Below are 17,633 nucleotides of genomic sequence, written 5' to 3' on the forward strand. Positions count from 1 at the left end.
CCCGGAGCGCGCTGAGCGCGCATCCGGGATCTCGAGCCGCACACTCGCTCCCGTAGGGTGGGCAAAGGCGCAGCGCGCCGTGCCCACGACCTTTCACACAGCGAGCATATGGTGGGCACGCTTGCGCTTTGCCCACCCTACGGCGCCTCCTTCTTTGCTATAGTTCGACTCGAAGCCCAAGCACCCCTGCGGTCGAACAATGCAATCCCCTCCGTCCATCGCCACCAAATCCTTCTCCGACGCAGCCGCGGCCGTCGCCCGCCTCGAGGAGATCTACGAGCGCAACACCAAGTTCCTGCGCGACCGGTTCGAGGCCTATGTCGGCGGCGAGGCCGTCACCACGCGCGTGCGGGCCTATTACCCCTTCGTCCGTCTCACCACCGCGACGCATGCGCGGCTGGATTCGCGGCTTGCTTACGGTTTCGTCGCCGGACCCGGCGTGCACGAGACCAGCGTCACGCGGCCGGATCTGTTCCGCAGCTACCTCACCGAGCAGATCGGGCTGCTGATCCAGAACCACGGCGTGCCCGTCGAGATCGGCGAGTCGGCCGAGCCGATCCCGATCCACTTCGCCTATCGCCGCGACATCAACATCGAAGCCGCCATCACCACCAGCGAGAACTCGCCCGTCACGCGCTCGCTGCGCGATGCGTTCGACGTGCCTGACCTCGCCACCATGGACGATTCCATCGCCGACGGCACGTTCCAGCTGCAGGCGGGCGCACCCGAGCCGCTGTCGCTGTTTCGGGCGGCGCGCGTCGATTACTCGCTGCGCCGGCTCTACCATTACACCGGCACCGATCCCGAGCATTTCCAGAATTTTGTCATTTTCACCAACTACCAGTTTTACGTCGATGCGTTTGCACAGCTCTGCCAGCAGCGGCTTCAGGCGAGCGAGGCCGGTCTCGAGGCGTTCGTCGCACCCGGCAATGTGATCACGCGCAGCGGCGGTACGACGAGTGGTGATGCACCCGTGCGCGCGCCGCAGATGCCGGCCTTTCACCTCAAGATGCCGGGCTATCGCGGCATCACGCTGATCAACATCGGCACCGGCCCGTCCAACGCGCGCAACGTCACCGACCACGTCGCGGTGCTGCGGCCCCATGCCTGGCTGATGCTCGGCCATTGCGCGGGCCTGCGCAACACGCAGCGGCTCGGCGACTATGTGCTGGCCCATGGCTATGTGCGCGAGGACCACGTGCTCGACCGCGAGCTGCCGCTGTGGGTGCCGATCCCGGCGCTGGCCGAGATGCAGGTCGCACTCGAAGAGGCCGTCGAGGACGTCACCGGCCTCGAAGGGTTCGAGCTGAAGCGCCTGATGCGGACCGGCACCGTCGCGAGCGTCGACAACCGCAATTGGGAGATCTCGGGGCCGGAGGTGATCCGCCGCATGTCGCAGTCGCGCGCGGTGGCGCTCGACATGGAATCGGCCGCGATCGCCGCCAACGGCTACCGCTTCCGCGTTCCCTACGGCACGCTGCTCTGCGTCTCCGACAAGCCGCTGCACGGCGAGATCAAGCTCGCCGGCATGGCCAGCGAGTTTTACCGCCGCCGCGTCGGTCAGCATCTCGAGATCGGCCTCAAGGCGCTGGAGCGGCTGAAAGAGCAGGAATCCGAGCGGCTGCATTCGCGAAAGCTGAGAAGCTTTGCCGAGGTGGCGTTCCAGTAAAGGACAACGGAACTGTCGTACGAACGCTGACGTCTCCGTGAGCGCGATGTCCCGGAATATTGCTGCCGAGGCAGGGTTATCGATTCGTCCGGGGCTGCATGAAGCAGGACAGGAGACGAAGATGTTCAGTGGGATGATCAGGCTCGTCGCACTCGGCACTTTTGCGGCAGCCTTGTTGAGCTCGCCGGCGTTTGCCGCGGGCGGAGGCGGTGGAGGAGGAGGCGGTGGCAGCATCAGCTCCACCGATCCTTATGCCGGCGCCTATTCGGATCAGAAGCCGCAGCCAACCTATCCGAAGCGGCCGGGCACGAAGGCAACCCAGAAGGGCAAGAAGCCGGGCAACCAGTCCAGTATCGGCGATCCCGCTTTCGCCGCCGGTTACCGCGCCGCCTATGACACCATCTACGAGCGCAACGACTATGCGGCCGCGATCGCGCAGCTGAAGTCGCTCGGCCATGACGATCATCCGAACGTCGCCAACCTCATCGGCTACTCCTATCGCAAGCTCGGCGACTACGAGCAGTCGAAGGTCTGGTACGAGCGCGCGTTGCAGGCCGATCCGAACCACGTGCTGACATGGCAATATTATGGACTGTGGCAGCTCGAGCGGGGCAACCGCGAGCAAGCGCTCTATCACCTCGGCCGGATCGCATCCATCTGCGGGACGGACTGCGAGGAATATCGATCGCTGGCCGCGGCACTGGACAAGCCGACCGGAACGGCGCTCGTCTACTGAGCTCGGAGCGTGGCCGACTGACGGGAGCGCTCCGTTGAAGAGCGTCGGATGACCGTGATGTCCCCTGGCGCGGGTGGTGACAACGCGGCAGATTTTCAGCATTGTCCCGCTCGGGGGTGCGAACGGGACAATTGGATGCCGCTGACGCGCGACAGGATTATCGGCCACGACCTCGAACGTCTGGCATTTCGCTTCACCATGCTGAACGATGGCGAGGTCGTTGACTGCCAGATCAGCGACGCCGCGATGGATGAGCTCGCAGGCATGCAGGGTACGGAAAGCAGCGCGCGACAGGCGCAGTTCCTGTCCTTGCGCGAAACCATCGAGCGGATTGCGTCGGATCTCTACGACGAGGCGCCGCGGGTACAGGGATACGTGGTGCGGATCTTCATGCGGCATTTGGGGCGGTAGGGCACAGTGCCTCCACAACGTCGTCCTGGCGAAAGCCAGGACCCATACCGCGAGGTCTCTCAATCGCGGACGATACCAATCCCGAACGACCAGCCTCTGCCAAACGTCTCCCGGGGGTAATGGGTCCTGGCTTTCGCCAGGACGACACCGAAATCGCGGCTTCGACTCACCCCTCCAGCCTCCTCAACAACAGCTTCATCGCCGTCGCCGCAAACACTTCCATGTTCGCGAACCGGTCATTGCTTCCCGTCTCCAGCGTCATCACCTCCGACGCAGGCCCGGTGATCGCCATGCAGCTGTGGCCGGCGGCGTCGCCGTAGCGGTTGCCGGTGGGGCCGGCGGCGCCGGTCTCGGACAGGCCCCAGTCGCTGCCGAAGCGGCTGCGCATCCGCTCGGCCAGCAATTGCGCGTAGGGCTCGGACGACGAACGGAAGCCCTTCATTCCTTCATCCGAAATATCCATCAGCGCGCGCCGTGCTTCGCGTGTGTAGACCACGGCACCGCCGAGGAAATAGGCGGATGCGCCGGGCACCGCGAGGAGGCTCGCCGAGATCAGGCCGCCGGCCGAGGATTCGGCGACCGCAATGGTCTGTTTGCGCGCGATCAGCCGGGCTGCGACCTGTTCCGCGATGGCAACGAGCTCTTTCATTCCGTAACCCCTTATTCCTTCGCAACTGAGCCCAGCCTTCCTAGCATATGACAGCAGGCTTGGCCGAGTTGCGGGCGACGGGCAGGCCTGCTTCAATGGCGGAAAGAAAGAGCGGCCAGGCGCCGCTCACAACAAGACGAGGAAACGTGCGAGGAAACGTGAAGGAGACGTCATGGCGTCCCTGATCGCCGGCGGCGTCGATTGCGACGTGCATCCGGCCGTGCCGCATCTGACCAGCCTGCTGCCATACCTGAACGATTATTGGCGCGATCAGGTGACGACGCGCGGCATGGTCGATCTCGTCTCGCAATCCTATCCGCAGAATTCGCCGATCACGGCGCGGCCCGACTGGCGCCCGGAGAAGGGCAAGCCCGGCGAGAGCCTGTCGGACATGCAGCGCCACGTGCTCGATCCCTTCCAGCTCAGCTACGCCATCTGCAATCCGCTCTATGGCGTGCAGATGGTGTTTTCCGAGGACATGCAGGCCGCCTTCTGCCGCGCGCTGAACGACTGGCTGGCGAAGGAATGGCTCGATCACGATTCACGATTGCGCGGCTCGATCGTGATCCCGACGCAGAACATCGAGAAGGCGGTCGCCGAGCTCGAGCGCTGCGCGCCGGATCGCCGCTTCGTGCAGGTCCTGATGCTGGTGATGGGCGACACGCCGCTCGGCAAGCGCGCACTGTGGCCGATTTACGAGGCTGCGGAACGGCTCGATTTGCCGATCGGCGTCCACGCCGGTTCCGCCTATCACAATCCGCCGACTGCGGTGGGGTGGGGCTCCTATCACATCGAGGATTATGTCGGTCAGGCCCAGGCGTTCCAGACCCAGCTCACCAGCCTGATCGTCGAGGGCGTGTTCGCCAAATATCCGCGCCTCAAAATGGTGATGCTGGAATCCGGCGTCTCCTGGATCTCGCCGTATCTCTGGCGGCTGCACAAGTTCTGGCGCGGGGTGCGGATGGAGACGCCGTGGGTCGATCGCGCGCCGCTGGAACTTGTGCGCAGCAACATCCGCTTCTCGTTACAGCCATTTGATGCACCGCCGCAGCCGGAGACATTAATTCGCCTGTTTGAGCATATGCAGTCGGACGAATTGGTCTTATTCTCCACGGACTATCCGCACTGGCAGTTCGACGGCCTGGACGCGCTGCCCGAAGGTCTGTCCCCCGATCTCGTGCGCAAGATCATGATCGACAATCCGCATGCAACCTATCCCCGCCTGAAATGAGCCCGCTGCCAAAGGAGGCAAGGCGATGAATATCCAGTTCCGCGAGAACCAAGAAGCCGCTTCCACGCTGACCGCCAAAACCGCCATCGCGGACTGCGACATCCACCCGGCACGAGCCACCCGCACCGAGCTCTATCCCTACCTTGCCAAACGCTGGCAGCATCATCTCGAAGTCTACGGCGTCCATGCCTATCAGGGCATGATGGAAGGCCCGCCCTATCCGAAGGCCCAGCCCAACGCCTCGCGCCGCGACGCCTATCCGCCGGAAGGCGGCCCGCAGGGCTCCTCGCTCTCCTTCATGCAGCAGCAATTGCTCGATCCCAACAATGTGCAACTGGGCGTGCTCAATCCGCTCAACACCGGGCAGGGCATCCGCAATCACGAGCTCTCCGCCGCGCTGTGCTCGGCCATCAACGACTGGCAGATCGACAAATGGACCAGCAAGGACAAGCGGCTGAAAGCGTCCATCGTCGTCGGCAATGAGGACGGCCTCTCCGCTGCCGCCGAGATCCGCGAGCGCGCCGGCGACAAGAATTTCGTGCAGGTGCTGCTGCTCAGCCGCAATGTCGAGCCGCTCGGTCAGCGCCGCTACTGGCCGATCTACCAGGCCGCGGAAGAGGCGGGCCTGCCCGTCGGTGTCCATGCTTTCGGCTTCGGCGGCAACCCCATCACGCCGTCGGGCTGGCCGTCCTACTACATCGAGGAGATGGTCGGCCACTCGCAGTGCCAGCAATCGGCGCTGGCGAGCCTCGTTCTGGAAGGCGTGTTCGAGCGCTTCCCGAATCTGAAGATGGTGATGATCGAGGCCGGCTTCGGCTGGGCGCCGTCACTGGCATGGCGGCTGGACAAGGCCTGGCAGCGACTCCGAAGCGAGGTGCCGCATGTCAAGCGGCCGCCGTCGGAGTATATCCGCGAGCAGGTGTGGTGGACGACACAGCCGATGGAGGATCCTGAAAGGCGCGAGGATCTGTTCGACGTCATCAAATGGATCGGCTGGGATCGCCTGCTGTTCGCGACCGACTATCCGCATTGGGATTATGACGAGCCGTCGCGCGTGCTGCCGGCGGGCGTCAGCGAAGCCAATCGCGAGGCGTTCTATCTCGGCAACGCCAAGAAGCTGTACGGCATTTCCTGATGGCAAGAACTTTCTGATGGCAAGAACTTCCTGATGGCAAGACACGTCATTGCCGCGGTCGACGAGCTTCCGCCCGGCACGCGAAAATTCCTGGAGATCGAGGGACGGCCGATCGCGGTCTTCAACATCAAGGGCGAATATTTCGGCCTGATGAACCGCTGCCCGCATCAGGGCGCGGCCTTGTGCGAGGGGCCGCTGATCGGCCTCGCGCAGTCGAGCAATCCCGGTGAGATCGAGTACACCAAGCTCGGCGAGATCATTCGCTGCCCCTGGCACGGCTGGGAGTTCGACATCCGCACCGGCCAGTCCTACTGCGACCCCCGCCGCTTCCGCGTGAAGGCCTATCCGGCGCACGTCGAGCCGGGCGCGAGCGTGGTCAAGGGACCGTATGTGGCGGAGACGATCCCGGTCAGGATCGAGAGCGATTACGTGGTGGTGGAGCTGTAGCGGCTCGGGCAGTGCGCACCCTCGCCCCGCCGCGACGAGCTTCGCTCGCGCTGAGAGGGGTGGGGTGAGGGGCATCTCTCCACACGAGCGGTCGTCGTGAGACCTGTACCCCCTCACCCGGATTGCATCTGCGATGCAATCCGACCTCTCCCCGCAAGCGGGGAGAGGTGAAGAAGGCAGCGAGTCGCCTGTCCTAATGCCCCGCAACCGGCTCCGCCGCCGTATCGTACGTCGGCACCGCCTTGCCGCCGCCGCGATACACGATCGAAGCCGCGATGATGCCGAGCAGCGCTGCGAACATCAGCCAGGCGCCGGGCGCGGCCTTGTTGCCGGTGTATTCGATCAGCCAGGTCGAGGCGAACGGCGTGAAGGTGCCGAATAGCGCGGCCGCCAGCGCGAAAGCGAGCGAGAAGCAGGTGGTGCGCACATGCGCCGGCACGATCTCGACCAGCGCGCCGAGCATGGTGCCGCTGTACATGCCGAAATAGAACGAGAACATCATCTCGACCGCGAGCAGCTTGCCGAAGGTCGGCGCGGCCACCAGCCAGGATAGCGCCGGGTAGGCGGTGAGAAGCGAGAGCGAGGCGATCGCGATCAGCACCGGCTTGCGGCCGATGCGGTCGGACAGCGCGCCGCCGACCGGGTTCCAGATGAAGTTGGTCACCGCCACCAGCAGCGTGACCAGCAGCGCATCCTGCGTCGACAGCTTCAGCACCGTCTTGCCGAAGGTCGGCGTGTAGACGGTGACGAAGTAGAACGTCGTCGTGGTCAGGATCGCGATCATCATGCCGAGGATGACGATGCGCCAGTTGGCGAGCGCGGAGGCGAACACCTCGCGCGCGGTCGGATGCTTCTTCATGGCGAGGAAGGCCGGCGTTTCCTCCAGCGTGCGGCGCAGGAAGAAGATCAGGGGAATGATCAGGCAGCCGACGAAGAAGGGAATGCGCCAACCCCAGGCGGCGACCGTGTCGGCCGGCATCACCTCGGAGAGGAGATAGCCGAGGATCGAGGCCACGAAGATCGCGACCTGCTGGCTCGACGACTGGAACGAGGTGTAGAAGCCGCGATTGCCGGGCGTCGAGATCTCCGCGAGATACACCGACACGCCGCCGAGCTCGACGCCGGCGGAAAAGCCCTGCAGCAGGCGGCCGATCAGCACAATGACGGGCGCCGCGATGCCGATGGTCGCGTAGCTCGGACAGAACGCGATCACGACGGTGCCGATCGCCATGATGCCGAGCGTGACGATCAGGCCCTGGCGGCGGCCGATGCGGTCGATATAGGCCCCGAGCACGATGGCGCCGACGGGGCGCATCAAGGCGCCGAGCCAGAACACGCCGAACGTATTGAGCAGCGACGCCGTCTCGTTGGTCGAGGGGAAGAACGCCTTGCCGATCGCGGCGGCATAGAAGCCGAACAGGAAGAAATCGAACTGCTCGAGGAAATTGCCGCTGGTGGCGCGCAGGATCGCGCCGATGCGCGACTTGATCTCGGGCGGATTGGTTGATGCGGCTGGTCCAGCCATGACGTTGCTCCCCTTGGAAAGGCGTGGCCGGACCGGAACTCATTTCACGGCAAGGCGACAGATTAAGCTGCGACAATCTGTCCTACCCCTTCCCGCGCGGGGCGGGGGGAGTCAATCGGTTTTCGGGAGGAAGCTGATGATTTTTCAGGCCTTATTTTGCGTTGCAGCGACGATCCATTGGCGGAACGCGGCCAGCTTCGGCGCCTCGCGGCGGCCCTCCGGGGCGACTAGGTAGAAGCCGGCGTCGGCCGGCAGCGCGATCTTGAAGGGCACCACCAGCCGGCCCTTGGCGATGTCGTCCTGCACGTAGGAAGTTCGCCCCATCGCAACGCCGATGCCGTCGATCGCGGCCTGGATGGTCATGAAGATCATGTCGAAGGTGATGCCGGGCTGCCGCGCGATATCGGCCGGCAGGCCCGCCGCCGTCAGCCAGAGCCGCCAGTCGTCGCTGTTGGCGTTGGAGGTGTGCAGCAGCGGATAGCCCTTCAGGTCCTCCGGCTGGCGCAGCGGCTTGTCCCCGCGCAGCAGTGAAGGGCTGCACACTGGAAACAGCTCGTCCGCCATCAGCCAGTCGGCGCGCAGGCCCTGCCACTGGCCGCGGCCGTAGCGGATCGCGGCATCGACATTGTCACGCTGGAAGTCGACCAGGCTGGTCGATGTCGTGATCCGGACGTCGATGCCGGGATGCTGTTCCTGGAAATCGGTCAGCCGCGGCAGCAGCCATTTCGCCGCGAGCGAGGCCAGCGTCGACACCGTCAGCACCTTGTCGTCGTCCTTGCGCAAGAGGCGGTCGGTGGCGAGGCGGAGATCGTTGAAGGCGGCGCGGACGCCCGGGAGGTAGTCGCGCGCCTCCGGCGTCAGCGCCAGCGCGCGGTTCTGCCGGACGAACAGGCGGATGCCGAGCTCCTCCTCGAGTCGCCGGATCTGATGGCTGATCGCGGTCTGGGTCACGTTCAGCTCGCTGGCCGCCAGCGTGAAGCTGAGATGGCGCGCGGCGGCCTCGAACGCCCGCAATCCGTTCAGGGAGGGCAATCTGGCAGTCATCTGGCAGCAGGATGCATGACGTTATTTCATGCGAAAGGGTACAAATTGTCGTTTGTCGCAGCGCACTAGAAGGCAGATATTAGCTTCCAAGTTAGCTCAAGGAGCTGAAAATGTCTACTTTGACACACAATTCGATGACAAATCATCATGCGCCCGGGCTGATCCAGCAGATCGGCGAGACCCTGCATGTGTGGCACGAGCGTTACCGCACCCGGCGCGAGCTCACCAACTGGACCGCGCGTGATCTCCACGACGTCGGGCTGTCCTGGTCCGACATTGCCTACGAGGCCGACAAACCCTTCTGGCGGGCCTGATTGGCCGCCAGGCCGGCGCCGCCTGATCACAGGGGCGCCGGCGGTCCCTTTTTTCTTGTTCCGTCTTCCTCTGGTCCCCTTGGGGGCATGTGTCATGAGCAGCCTTCGCCTCGAAGATCTCAAGCAGTATTCGGACACGCTGCAGACCCGGCAGGGTGAGCGGCTCAACGTCCGCTTCGTCGAGCCGCGCGACACCGAGGAGCTTCAGCACTATTTCCGCTCGCTCTCGACCCGCTCCCGCTACAGCCGCTTCTTCGGCGCGATCAGCGAATTGCCGAAGGGGCTGCTGCACGATTTCCTCGAGGTTGGCGAGCGCGATCGTTTCACCGTCGTCGCGACCAAGATGGTCGACGGTTTCGAGACCATCGTCGCCGAAGCGCGCTATGCCCTTCATGCCGAGACGTCGACGCTCGAATTCGGCCTGTCGGTTGATGACCGCTGGCAGGGCCATGGCATCGCGACCGCGCTGATGAAGAATCTTGAATGCCGCGCCGCTGCGCTCGGCGCCGAGCACATGTTCGGCGACACGCTGCGCTCCAACGAGACCATGATTTCCCTTGCGCGCAAATCCGGCTTCGCCTTCGTCAACCATCCCGACGACTGGAAGCTGGTGCGCTTCGACAAGGAGATCAGCGTCGCGCCGAAAGATATTCCCTGCGCGAGCTGGCGTCTCGCCGCCCTTTCCCGTCAGGCCGACAGCCCCTCAGCCTCGGCCTGACACCACTCCAAGCCCGGCCCTGGCCAAGCCAGAGCCGGGCATTTTTTTGCCTTCCCTCAAGCGCTGTCGCTGCTGAAATCGGTCGAGGTCGCGACCGTGCGCCACTCGGCCAGCTCCTTCGCCACGAAGGCGTTCTTCGCCTCGATCCGTTCCACCGTGTCGCTGCCGAGCGGCAGCCGCAGCGGCGGGGTCCTGGCATCGGCGAGCTTCAGGAAGGCCTGCGCCAGCTTGCGCGGATCGCCGCGCTGGCCGCCGTTGAAGTCGGCCGCATGCGCGCGGGTCTTGCCGACGCTCTCGCTGTAGTCCTCGATCTGCATGGCCGTGCGCGACAGCGAACTCTCGTCCAGGAAATTGGTGCGGAAGAAACCCGGCTCGACCACGGTGACCTTGATGCCGAGCGGCGCGACCTCGCCGGCCAGCGCTTCGCTCAGGCCTTCCACCGCAAACTTCGTCGCGCCATAGACGCCCCAGCCGGGATAGCCGGTGTAGCCGCCGACCGACGAGATGTTGATGATGTGGCCGGAGCGCTGGCGGCGCATATGGGGCAGCACGGCGCGGGTGACACCGAGCAGGCCGAACACGTTCGTGCCGAACAGCTTTTGCGTCTCGGCCTGGCTGGCCTCCTCGATCGCGCCCAACAGGCCGTAGCCGGCATTGTTGACGAGGATGTCGATGCGGCCGAACGCCTTCACGGCCTGGCCGGCAGCCTCGTGCGCCTCGGCCTCGCTGGTGACGTCGAGCCGCGTGGCCAGCAGCCGCTCGTGCGTGCCGAGGCGCGCGGTGACGGTCGGCGGATCGCGGGCGGTCGCAACGACAGCATCGCCAGCCTTGAGGGCTGCCTCGGCGATCAACGCACCAAATCCACGCGAAGCTCCTGTGATGAACCAGACACGCATGATGTTGTCCTTTCCATTTGGGCCCGGCGATGCGCCGAAGCCGATGGGCAAGGTGTAGCGGCTCGCCATAGCTGAGATAATCCGCTATGTATTTTGCAAGCTACTGAGTAAAATTCATCAATGCGGATCGACCCGTCCGACCTCGCGACCTTCCTCGCCATCGCCCGCCACCGCAGCTTTCGCGCGGCGGCGACCGAGCTTGGCGTGACGCCTTCGGCCCTGTCCCATGCCCTGCGCAATGTCGAGGAGCGGCTCGGTCTGCGGCTCGTCAACCGCACCACCCGCAGCGTCGCGCTGACCGAAGCCGGCGAGCGCCTGTTTGCCCGCATCACGCCCGCCTTCCGCGACATCGACGACGCGCTCGAGGACCTCAACAATTTCCGCGGCAAGCCCGCCGGGACGCTGCGCTTCACCGCCGCGCGCCAGTCGGCGCAGCTCGTGCTGCTGCCGATCGTGACGCGCTTCCTGAAGCAATTCCCCGACGTCAGCGTCGAGATCGTGATCAACGATTCCCTGATCGACATGGTCGCGGCCGGCTTCGATGCCGGCGTGCGCTTCGGCGAGACCATTGCCGCCGACATGATCGCGGTGCCGATCGGCCCGCGGCACCGCTTTGCCGTGGTCGGCGCGCCCGCCTTCTTCAAGGCACATAAGCCGGCCGCCACACCGCACGACCTCAAGGGCCTGCCCTGCATCCGCTACCGCTTCACCTCAGGCGCGCTCTATCACTGGGAGTTCGAGCGCGGCGGCATCGAGCTCGCCATCGACGTCGCGGGCCCGCTGACCATGAACGACCAGGATCTGATGGTCGATGCGGCGCTCGACGGCGTCGGTCTCGCCTACGTCTTCGAGCAGCAGGTCGAAACGCTGCTCGCCAAGCGCAAGCTGGTGCGCGTGCTCGCCGATTGGTGCCCGGCCTACCCCGGCTTCTTCCTGTACTACCCCAGCCGCCGGCAATTACCGGCCGCACTGCGCGCGTTCGTGGATTTTGCACGGGCGCCTGCCAAGTAGCCGGGCTACAATAACGCCTAGTCTTCCTCGATCCGAATATCCCGGTCGCTTAGAGCGGTGAGTACGGCTTCGATGTCTTCCGGCTCCGCCTCGTCGGATGGCATCAACTCGTTGAGTTGATCGAAAGTAACGTAGCCGGTCTTCTCGGCCAGAATGACGGCCTTCCGGACCACCTCAGACCAATCCATTCAGCGCTCCTGAAAATAGGGTTCCTACTATATGGAATGATCGAGTGGTCGCGACCGCGCAGTCTGGATGCAGCGACTGGTTCCCCGTCATCCTGAGGTGCGAGGCATGGGACGCCACGCGTCCCATGGGGAGCCTCGAAGGATGAGCGGGCCGCGCTGTTTCCGCGTTCGATCCCTCGCAGCGGCAGGTGGGCGTCGCCCTTCGAGGGCCGCTAAGGCGCGGCCGCCCCGAGCGACAACGGCTCCGCCGTTGCGCGGGGGTGACGGTCGGAGAGTCGCGAGTGCGCTTATTTGCCCGTGAACACCGCCTTGCGCTTCTCGATGAAGGCCTGCACCGCCTCCTTGTGGTCGGCGGTGGTGGTCAGGCGGACCAGCCGTTCGGCCTCGTGATCCCTGGCGGTTTCGAAATCGAACAGCACGGCTTCGTCGAGATTGTCCTTCATGTAGCGCAGCGCGAGGCGCGGGCCTTCTGCGAGCGACTTGGCCAGCGCGAATGCTTCGGCCTGAAGCTTGTCGCCGGGCACGACGCGGTTGACGAGGCCGATGGCTTCGGCGCGCGCGGCATCGACGCGGTCGCCGGTGAACATCAATTCGCGCGCCCGCGCGGTGCCGACCAGCCGCGTCAGTAGCCAGGCGATGCCGTAGTCGCCGCTGAGCGCGATGCGCGCATAGCCGGTGGCGACGAAGGCGGATTGCGCGGCGATGCGGATGTCGCAGGCCATGGCGATGGCGAGCCCGGCGCCGACCGCGGGACCGGGGAGGGCGGCGATGGTGGGCTTGCGCACCGATACCAGCGCGCCGGTGAGCAGACGCTGCCGCTCCTGCAGATCGGCGATCCGGTCCTGCAGCGACATCGCCATCTTGTTTGGGTCGCGATGCGCGCCCATGCCTTTGACGTTGCCGCCGGCGCAGAACGCCTCGCCCGCGCCGGTGAGCAGGAGCGCGCCGACATTCGGATCCTCGGCGCAGGTCCGGATCATGGTGCGCAGCGCCGGCGTCAATTCGTCCGACAGCGAATTGCGCGCCTCCGGCCGGTTCAGCGTGATGACGGCGACGCGGTCGCGGATGACGCAGAGGAGCTCGTTGGTGCCGGTATCGACGGTGGTTTCCGTGGTCATTGATCCTCCCTGCTCTTGTTTGCCTCTTGTAGGGTGGGTTAGCCCAGCAGATGTGCGAAGCGCATCTGTTGGGCGTAACCCACCAATTCTGCCGCCGCGGAGATTAGAGAGGTGGGTTACGCCCTCGGCTAACCCACCCTACGGCAGTCGTGGCTCAAAACTTCTCCACCCAGGGCCGCAGCTCCAGCTCCCAGCTCCAGGCGCTGCGCGGCTGCTGCAGCACGTTCCAATAGCTCTCCGCGATGGCGTCAGGATCGAGCATCGAGTCCGGCTTGTCGTCCGGCTCGGTCCGTGCCGTGCTGCGAATGCCGCCGTCGATGACGAAATGCGCGATGTGGATGCCCTGCGGGGAAAGCTCGCGGGCCAGGCTCTGCGCGAGGCCGCGCAACGCGAACTTGCCCATCGCGAACGAGGCCGACTGCGCGTAGCCCTTGACGCTCGCCGAAGCGCCAGTGAACAGGATCGCGCCGTGCTTGTTAGGCAGCATGCGTTTTGCCGCCTGCTGCGCCACCAGGAAGCCGCCATAGGCGCTGATCGCGATGGCATTCGCGACGTCGGCCGGCACCTGGTCGACGAACGGCCCGCGGGTGCGGCCGCTGGCGTTGTAGACGACGAGGTCAGGCGTGCCGATCTCGCGCTCGACCAGGCCGAACAGCCGCTCGACCTCCTCCGGGTCGGTGGCGTTGCAGGCATAGGCCTTGGCGCCGGTCTCGGTGCAGAGCGCGCCGAGCTTCTCGATCTTGCGCGCGGCCAGCGCGACGCGGATGCCTTGTGCGGACAATAGCCGCGCCAGCGAGGCACTCAGGCCTTCGCCGGCACCGACGATAAGGGCGATCTTGTATTTCGGATGTTCCATGGCGCGATCTCTTGGGACAGGGTGCGGGTGATCTATGCACGGATCACGCGGACGACCAGCCGGGTCGATCACAATTCCGCAGGGCGAATTGCTCCTTCACGGCGATCATGCCTCCCTGACAATTTGCGGCTTTATCGGTCCCCGCCGCTGGAGCATGATCGACATCATTCAACGCGGCAAGCGGTAAGAATTGCCGTCGGGCGGAAACGAAGAGGACGATCATGCACAAGCCGGTTACAGCGCAGCCGAAGAATGTGGCGGCCGGGCAATCGGGCCTGCTGGCGCCGGATACGTCCGGCATGAATTTCTACCGTGCCGATCCGGCGCTGACAGATCTGCTCCGCATCCACCTGCCGGACAATCTGTTCCGCCACATCGAGCCGCATCTCGATCGGCTCGGCGAGATGGCCGGCGGCCCGCTCGACGAATGCGCGCGGCTGGCCGACCGGCACACGCCGGTGCTGCACCAGCGCGACAAGTTCGGCCGCGACGTGCAATGGATCGAATATCACCCCGCCTATCGCGAGCTGGAGAACGCCGCGTTCGGCCAGTTCGGCATCCACGCGCTCTCGATCCGCAAGGGCATCATGGGCTGGCCGGACAAATATCCCGTCGCGGCCAAGCACGCCTTCACGTTTCTTTTCAACCAGACCGAATTCGGCATGGGGTGCCCGATCAACGTCACCGACGGCTGCGCCAAGCTGCTGGCGAATTTCGGCGACGAGGCGCTGAAGGCGAAATATCTTGATGGCCTGACCTCGACCGACATGAGCAAGCTGACGCAAGGCGGCCAGTTCATGACCGAGAAGGAGGGCGGCTCCGACGTCGGCACGCTGACCACGCGCGCCGTGCAGGAGGGCGACCATTGGCGCCTTTATGGCGAGAAATGGTTCTGCTCGAACGCCGATGCCAAGGTGGTGATGCTGCTGGCGCGGCCCGAAGGCGCGGGGCCCGGCACCCGCGGCGTCGGCCTGTTCCTGATGCCGCGCTTTCTCGACGACGGTTCGCAGAACCACTACCGGATCGTGCGCCTCAAGGACAAGCTCGGCACCCGTTCGATGGCCTCGGGCGAGATCAAGCTCGAGGGCGCGATCGCCTATGCGGTCGGCAAGCTCGACCGCGGTTTCGTGCAGATGGCCGAGATGGTGAACTCGTCGCGGCTGTCGAACGGCGTCAAGTCCACCGCGCTGATGCGCCGGGCCTATCACGATGCCATGACGGTGGCGAAGAACCGCGTGGTGTTCAGCCAGCGCATCATCGATCTGCCGCTCGGCCGTCGCCAGATGCTCAAGATCATGCTGCCGGTCGAGCAGGCGCTGTCGATGAGTTTCCTCACCGCCGACGCGCTCGACCGCGCCGAGGCCGGCAGCCAGGATGCGGCGGCGCTGCTGCGCATCCTGACGCCGACCCTGAAATTCCGAGCGACGCGCGATGCGCGCAAGGTCTGCGGCGACGCGCTCGAGATGCGCGGCGGCATCGGCTATATCGAGGAATTCGCCACGCCGCGCCTGCTGCGCGATGCGCATCTCGGCTCGGTCTGGGAAGGCACCGGCAACATCGTCGCGATCGATGCGCTCCGGCGTGCGGTCGGCCGCCACGGCGCCGAATCCGCGCTCGCTGCCGACCTGCATGCCCGGCTCGACGACTGCGCCTCGGTGCCGCAGGCCTGGCGCGACAATCTGCGCGCCCTCGTCGATCGTGCAGTGGGCTTTGCGCGCGAGGTCGCGGGCAAGTCCGAGAACGAGGCCGACGCGCGCCGCGCCACCAGCCTGCTCTATCATGTCGCAAGCGCGGTCGCGCTCGCCTGGGAGGCGCACCGCATCCACGAGATGCGCGGCGATGCGCGGCGGCTGCTGCTGTCGCGACTGGTGATCGACCATCGGGTGTCGCCGAGCGATCCGTTCCGGCTGACGGAAAATGCCACGCAGGCGAAGATCGCAGCGCTGCTGCTCGGCGATCGCGATGCCTCCATGAGCGAGGTTGGCGAACTGGTTCTGGCAGCGTAGGCTGCGCGCCACCAACCAAAGAAAAGCGATAGGGAGTGCTCGATGAAGGCCGCCGTCCTCCATGAAGTCAACAAGCCGCTGGTCATCGAGGATGTCAGCCTGCCGAAGCCCGGCCCGCGCGAGGTGCTGATCCGCACCGCGGTTGCCGGCCTCTGCCACTCCGACCTGCATTTCATGGAAGGCCTCTACCCGCACCCGCTGCCCGCGGTGCTCGGGCATGAATCCGCCGGCGTGGTCGAGCAGGTCGGCTCCGACGTCACCTATGTGAAGCCGGGCGATCACGTCGTCACCTGCCTGTCCGTGTTCTGCGGCACCTGCGACAATTGCACCACGGGCCGCACCGTGCTCTGCACCGATACGACCGTCAAAATGATGCCGGGCGTCTCCAACCGGATGCAGTGGAACAGGTCGGAGAAGCTGCACCAGTTTCTCAACCTTTCCTCCTTCGCCGAGCAGATGCTGGTGCACGAGAACGCCATCGTCAAAATCAGGAAGGAGATGCCGCTCGATCTCGCCGCGCTGATCGGCTGCGGCGTCATCACCGGCTATGGCGCGGTGGTGAACACGGCGAAGGTGACGGCGGGCGAGACCGTTGCGGTGATCGGCTGCGGCGGCGTCGGCATGGCCGCGATCAACGGCGCGCAGATCGCGGGTGCCGGCCGCATCATCGCCATCGACACCAATCCGGCCAAGCTCCAGCTCGCGACCAAGCTGGGGGCCACCGACATCATCAATCCCGCCGACGGCGACGTCGTGAAGCAGGTACGCGATCTCACCAATGGCGGCGTGCATCATTCCTTCGAAGTGCTCGGCCGCAAGGAGACCGCCGAGCAGGCGTTCGGCATGCTCACCTCCGGCGGCACCGCGACCATCGTCGGCATGATCCCGTTCGGCCAGAAGATCGAGCTGCACGGTTTTGATTTTCTCAGGGAGCGCCGGATCCAGGGCTCGTCGATGGGCTCGAACCACTTCCGCGTGGATATGCCGCGGCTCGTCGACTTCTATCTGCGCGGCCGGCTGCATCTGGAAGACTGGATCTCGGCCAAGCTGAAGCTCTCCGAGATCAACGAGGGTTTTGCCAACATGAAAGCCGGCAAGACGCTGCGCAGCGTGATCGTGTTTGATAGCTGAGCCACAACAAAGGTGTCATCGCCCGCGAAGGCGGGCAATCCAGTACGCCGCGGCGGAAGTTGTGTGAGCGAACCGCCGCCGCGGAGTACTGGATGCCCCGGTCAAGCCGGGGCATGACAGCGGAGAGGGATGCGGTGGTGTGCCTTCTTCACCGCATCACGTCCCTCACCGCGACACGTGCGCCGACACCGCCAGCCATTTGCCGTTCTGCTTCGCCCAGCAATCGGTGTACCGCCCGGTCGCCTGCTGGCCGTCCGCCGTGGTGTAGCTCGTCGCCGCGTGGATGATGGCGAAGTCGCCGATGATGCGGATGATGACGTCGTAGGCGTGCAGATTGCGGATCGCGATCGGCCGTGCCGTCTGCTCCAGGAAGGCGGTGCGGTCGACCAGCGTCTTGTCGGGGTTGGAGCAGTAGAACTCCGGCGCCAGGATCTCCTCGAAGCGCTTGACGTCGCAGTTCTGCACCGAGGCGACGTAGTCGTCGTTGAGCGTGGTGAGCTGTTCGAGGTCCTGGCTCATTTTGCTTCCTCTCCCTCTGTGTCCCTCAT

General features: G+C 65.2%; 19 protein-coding genes. 11 read left to right on the forward strand and 8 right to left on the reverse strand.

Features of this window, described 5'->3' with window-relative positions; translation table 11 throughout:
- The first annotated feature begins 199 nt into the window (after positions 1-199).
- From A7X65_RS16985 to A7X65_RS16995, 3 genes are all read left to right on the forward strand, one after another.
- Entirely contained in the window at positions 200-1,669 is a 1,470-nt protein-coding gene (locus A7X65_RS16985) for an AMP nucleosidase (protein WP_063686659.1), read from the forward strand.
- Between the two features lie 121 nt (positions 1,670-1,790).
- Entirely contained in the window at positions 1,791-2,405 is a 615-nt protein-coding gene (locus A7X65_RS16990; protein ID WP_063686661.1) for a tetratricopeptide repeat protein, read from the forward strand.
- A gap of 135 nt (positions 2,406-2,540) precedes the next feature.
- A complete protein-coding gene (locus tag A7X65_RS16995) occupies positions 2,541-2,816 on the forward strand; it encodes a DUF1488 family protein (protein ID WP_063686663.1) in 276 nt (91 codons plus the stop codon).
- A 166-nt stretch (positions 2,817-2,982) separates the two neighbouring features.
- Here A7X65_RS16995 and A7X65_RS17000 read toward each other — a convergent pair whose 3' ends face one another.
- A complete protein-coding gene (locus tag A7X65_RS17000) occupies positions 2,983-3,465 on the reverse strand; it encodes a CinA family protein (RefSeq protein WP_063686665.1) in 483 nt (160 codons plus the stop codon).
- Positions 3,466-3,637: 172 nt separating this feature from the next.
- On the opposite strand from A7X65_RS17000, the gene A7X65_RS17005 reads away from it, so the two are divergent.
- Genes A7X65_RS17005 through A7X65_RS17015 form a run of 3 tightly spaced genes read left to right on the forward strand, consistent with a single transcriptional unit; the run spans position 3,638 to position 6,278 of the window.
- Positions 3,638-4,696: an amidohydrolase family protein gene (locus A7X65_RS17005; protein WP_063686667.1), complete on the forward strand. Its 1,059-nt coding sequence runs from the start codon at positions 3,638-3,640 to the stop codon at positions 4,694-4,696.
- 25 nt (positions 4,697-4,721) lie between these two features.
- Positions 4,722-5,831, forward strand: a complete 1,110-nt coding sequence (locus A7X65_RS17010) for an amidohydrolase family protein (RefSeq protein WP_063686669.1) — start codon at positions 4,722-4,724, stop codon at positions 5,829-5,831.
- Positions 5,832-5,864: 33 nt separating this feature from the next.
- Positions 5,865-6,278, forward strand: coding sequence for a Rieske (2Fe-2S) protein (locus A7X65_RS17015; protein ID WP_063686670.1), 414 nt, complete (start codon positions 5,865-5,867; stop codon positions 6,276-6,278).
- Positions 6,279-6,471: 193 nt separating this feature from the next.
- Here the strand turns inward: A7X65_RS17015 and tcuC are convergent, their stop codons facing one another.
- Together tcuC and A7X65_RS17025 are read right to left on the reverse strand one after the other, a co-directional pair.
- The gene (gene tcuC, locus A7X65_RS17020) at positions 6,472-7,803 is read right to left on the reverse strand and encodes an MFS transporter (protein WP_063686673.1); all 1,332 of its coding nucleotides are present in this window, start codon (positions 7,801-7,803) and stop codon (positions 6,472-6,474) included.
- 144 nt (positions 7,804-7,947) lie between these two features.
- The gene (locus tag A7X65_RS17025; protein ID WP_063686675.1) at positions 7,948-8,847 is read right to left on the reverse strand and encodes a transcriptional regulator GcvA; all 900 of its coding nucleotides are present in this window, start codon (positions 8,845-8,847) and stop codon (positions 7,948-7,950) included.
- A gap of 110 nt (positions 8,848-8,957) precedes the next feature.
- Here A7X65_RS17025 and A7X65_RS17030 point away from each other — a divergent pair, with 110 nt between their 5' ends.
- A complete protein-coding gene (locus A7X65_RS17030) occupies positions 8,958-9,161 on the forward strand; it encodes a DUF1127 domain-containing protein (RefSeq protein WP_063686677.1) in 204 nt (67 codons plus the stop codon).
- A gap of 94 nt (positions 9,162-9,255) precedes the next feature.
- Entirely contained in the window at positions 9,256-9,879 is a 624-nt protein-coding gene (locus A7X65_RS17035) for a GNAT family N-acetyltransferase (protein WP_063686679.1), read from the forward strand.
- Positions 9,880-9,935: 56 nt separating this feature from the next.
- Here the strand turns inward: A7X65_RS17035 and A7X65_RS17040 are convergent, their stop codons facing one another.
- Entirely contained in the window at positions 9,936-10,775 is an 840-nt protein-coding gene (locus A7X65_RS17040) for an oxidoreductase (RefSeq protein ID WP_063687749.1), read from the reverse strand.
- 120 nt (positions 10,776-10,895) lie between these two features.
- Here A7X65_RS17040 and A7X65_RS17045 point away from each other — a divergent pair, with 120 nt between their 5' ends.
- A complete protein-coding gene (locus tag A7X65_RS17045; protein ID WP_063686681.1) occupies positions 10,896-11,786 on the forward strand; it encodes a LysR family transcriptional regulator in 891 nt (296 codons plus the stop codon).
- A gap of 17 nt (positions 11,787-11,803) precedes the next feature.
- On the opposite strand, the gene A7X65_RS17050 is transcribed toward A7X65_RS17045, so the two are convergent.
- The 3 genes from A7X65_RS17050 to A7X65_RS17060 all read right to left on the reverse strand — a co-directional run bounded on the left by A7X65_RS17050 (position 11,804) and on the right by A7X65_RS17060 (position 13,948).
- A complete protein-coding gene (locus A7X65_RS17050) occupies positions 11,804-11,974 on the reverse strand; it encodes an RNA polymerase sigma factor region1.1 domain-containing protein (RefSeq protein ID WP_063686683.1) in 171 nt (56 codons plus the stop codon).
- A gap of 287 nt (positions 11,975-12,261) precedes the next feature.
- Positions 12,262-13,092: an enoyl-CoA hydratase gene (locus tag A7X65_RS17055; protein ID WP_063686685.1), complete on the reverse strand. Its 831-nt coding sequence runs from the start codon at positions 13,090-13,092 to the stop codon at positions 12,262-12,264.
- Positions 13,093-13,246: 154 nt separating this feature from the next.
- A complete protein-coding gene (locus A7X65_RS17060) occupies positions 13,247-13,948 on the reverse strand; it encodes an SDR family oxidoreductase (protein WP_063686687.1) in 702 nt (233 codons plus the stop codon).
- 221 nt (positions 13,949-14,169) lie between these two features.
- On the opposite strand from A7X65_RS17060, the gene A7X65_RS17065 reads away from it, so the two are divergent.
- Both A7X65_RS17065 and A7X65_RS17070 read left to right on the forward strand, forming a co-directional pair.
- Positions 14,170-15,954 carry an acyl-CoA dehydrogenase family protein gene (locus tag A7X65_RS17065; RefSeq protein WP_063686689.1) on the forward strand — a complete coding sequence of 595 codons (1,785 nt, stop codon included), beginning with the start codon at positions 14,170-14,172 and terminating at the stop codon, positions 15,952-15,954.
- Positions 15,955-15,996: 42 nt separating this feature from the next.
- On the forward strand, positions 15,997-17,085 hold the full coding sequence (locus A7X65_RS17070; RefSeq protein ID WP_063686691.1) for a Zn-dependent alcohol dehydrogenase: 1,089 nt from the start codon (positions 15,997-15,999) through the stop codon (positions 17,083-17,085).
- A gap of 165 nt (positions 17,086-17,250) precedes the next feature.
- On the opposite strand, the gene A7X65_RS17075 is transcribed toward A7X65_RS17070, so the two are convergent.
- Positions 17,251-17,604: a nuclear transport factor 2 family protein gene (locus A7X65_RS17075; protein WP_063686693.1), complete on the reverse strand. Its 354-nt coding sequence runs from the start codon at positions 17,602-17,604 to the stop codon at positions 17,251-17,253.
- Positions 17,605-17,633 lie beyond the last annotated feature (29 nt).

The organism is Bradyrhizobium stylosanthis (genome assembly GCF_001641335.1).
Lineage (GTDB): Bacteria > Pseudomonadota > Alphaproteobacteria > Rhizobiales > Xanthobacteraceae > Bradyrhizobium > Bradyrhizobium stylosanthis.

Excerpts from the sequence above, each read along its gene's own strand:
- A7X65_RS17045 (WP_063686681.1), top strand. The coding sequence starts at position 10,896 with ATGCGGATCGACCCGTCCGACCTCGCGACCTTCCTCGCCATCGCCCGC.
- A7X65_RS17015 (WP_063686670.1), top strand. The coding sequence starts at position 5,865 with ATGGCAAGACACGTCATTGCCGCGGTCGACGAGCTTCCGCCCGGCACG.
- A7X65_RS17025 (WP_063686675.1), bottom strand. The coding sequence starts at position 8,847 with ATGACTGCCAGATTGCCCTCCCTGAACGGATTGCGGGCGTTCGAGGCC.
- A7X65_RS17010 (WP_063686669.1), top strand. The coding sequence starts at position 4,722 with ATGAATATCCAGTTCCGCGAGAACCAAGAAGCCGCTTCCACGCTGACC.
- A7X65_RS17030 (WP_063686677.1), top strand. The coding sequence starts at position 8,958 with ATGTCTACTTTGACACACAATTCGATGACAAATCATCATGCGCCCGGG.
- A7X65_RS16995 (WP_063686663.1), top strand. The coding sequence starts at position 2,541 with ATGCCGCTGACGCGCGACAGGATTATCGGCCACGACCTCGAACGTCTG.
- A7X65_RS17070 (WP_063686691.1), top strand. The coding sequence starts at position 15,997 with ATGAAGGCCGCCGTCCTCCATGAAGTCAACAAGCCGCTGGTCATCGAG.
- A7X65_RS17005 (WP_063686667.1), top strand. The coding sequence starts at position 3,638 with ATGGCGTCCCTGATCGCCGGCGGCGTCGATTGCGACGTGCATCCGGCC.
- A7X65_RS17050 (WP_063686683.1), bottom strand. The coding sequence starts at position 11,974 with ATGGATTGGTCTGAGGTGGTCCGGAAGGCCGTCATTCTGGCCGAGAAG.
- A7X65_RS16990 (WP_063686661.1), top strand. The coding sequence starts at position 1,791 with ATGTTCAGTGGGATGATCAGGCTCGTCGCACTCGGCACTTTTGCGGCA.
- A7X65_RS17060 (WP_063686687.1), bottom strand. The coding sequence starts at position 13,948 with ATGGAACATCCGAAATACAAGATCGCCCTTATCGTCGGTGCCGGCGAA.
- tcuC (WP_063686673.1), bottom strand. The coding sequence starts at position 7,803 with ATGGCTGGACCAGCCGCATCAACCAATCCGCCCGAGATCAAGTCGCGC.
- A7X65_RS17075 (WP_063686693.1), bottom strand. The coding sequence starts at position 17,604 with ATGAGCCAGGACCTCGAACAGCTCACCACGCTCAACGACGACTACGTC.
- A7X65_RS17000 (WP_063686665.1), bottom strand. The coding sequence starts at position 3,465 with ATGAAAGAGCTCGTTGCCATCGCGGAACAGGTCGCAGCCCGGCTGATC.
- A7X65_RS17035 (WP_063686679.1), top strand. The coding sequence starts at position 9,256 with ATGAGCAGCCTTCGCCTCGAAGATCTCAAGCAGTATTCGGACACGCTG.
- A7X65_RS17040 (WP_063687749.1), bottom strand. The coding sequence starts at position 10,775 with ATGCGTGTCTGGTTCATCACAGGAGCTTCGCGTGGATTTGGTGCGTTG.
- A7X65_RS16985 (WP_063686659.1), top strand. The coding sequence starts at position 200 with ATGCAATCCCCTCCGTCCATCGCCACCAAATCCTTCTCCGACGCAGCC.
- A7X65_RS17055 (WP_063686685.1), bottom strand. The coding sequence starts at position 13,092 with ATGACCACGGAAACCACCGTCGATACCGGCACCAACGAGCTCCTCTGC.
- A7X65_RS17065 (WP_063686689.1), top strand. The coding sequence starts at position 14,170 with ATGCACAAGCCGGTTACAGCGCAGCCGAAGAATGTGGCGGCCGGGCAA.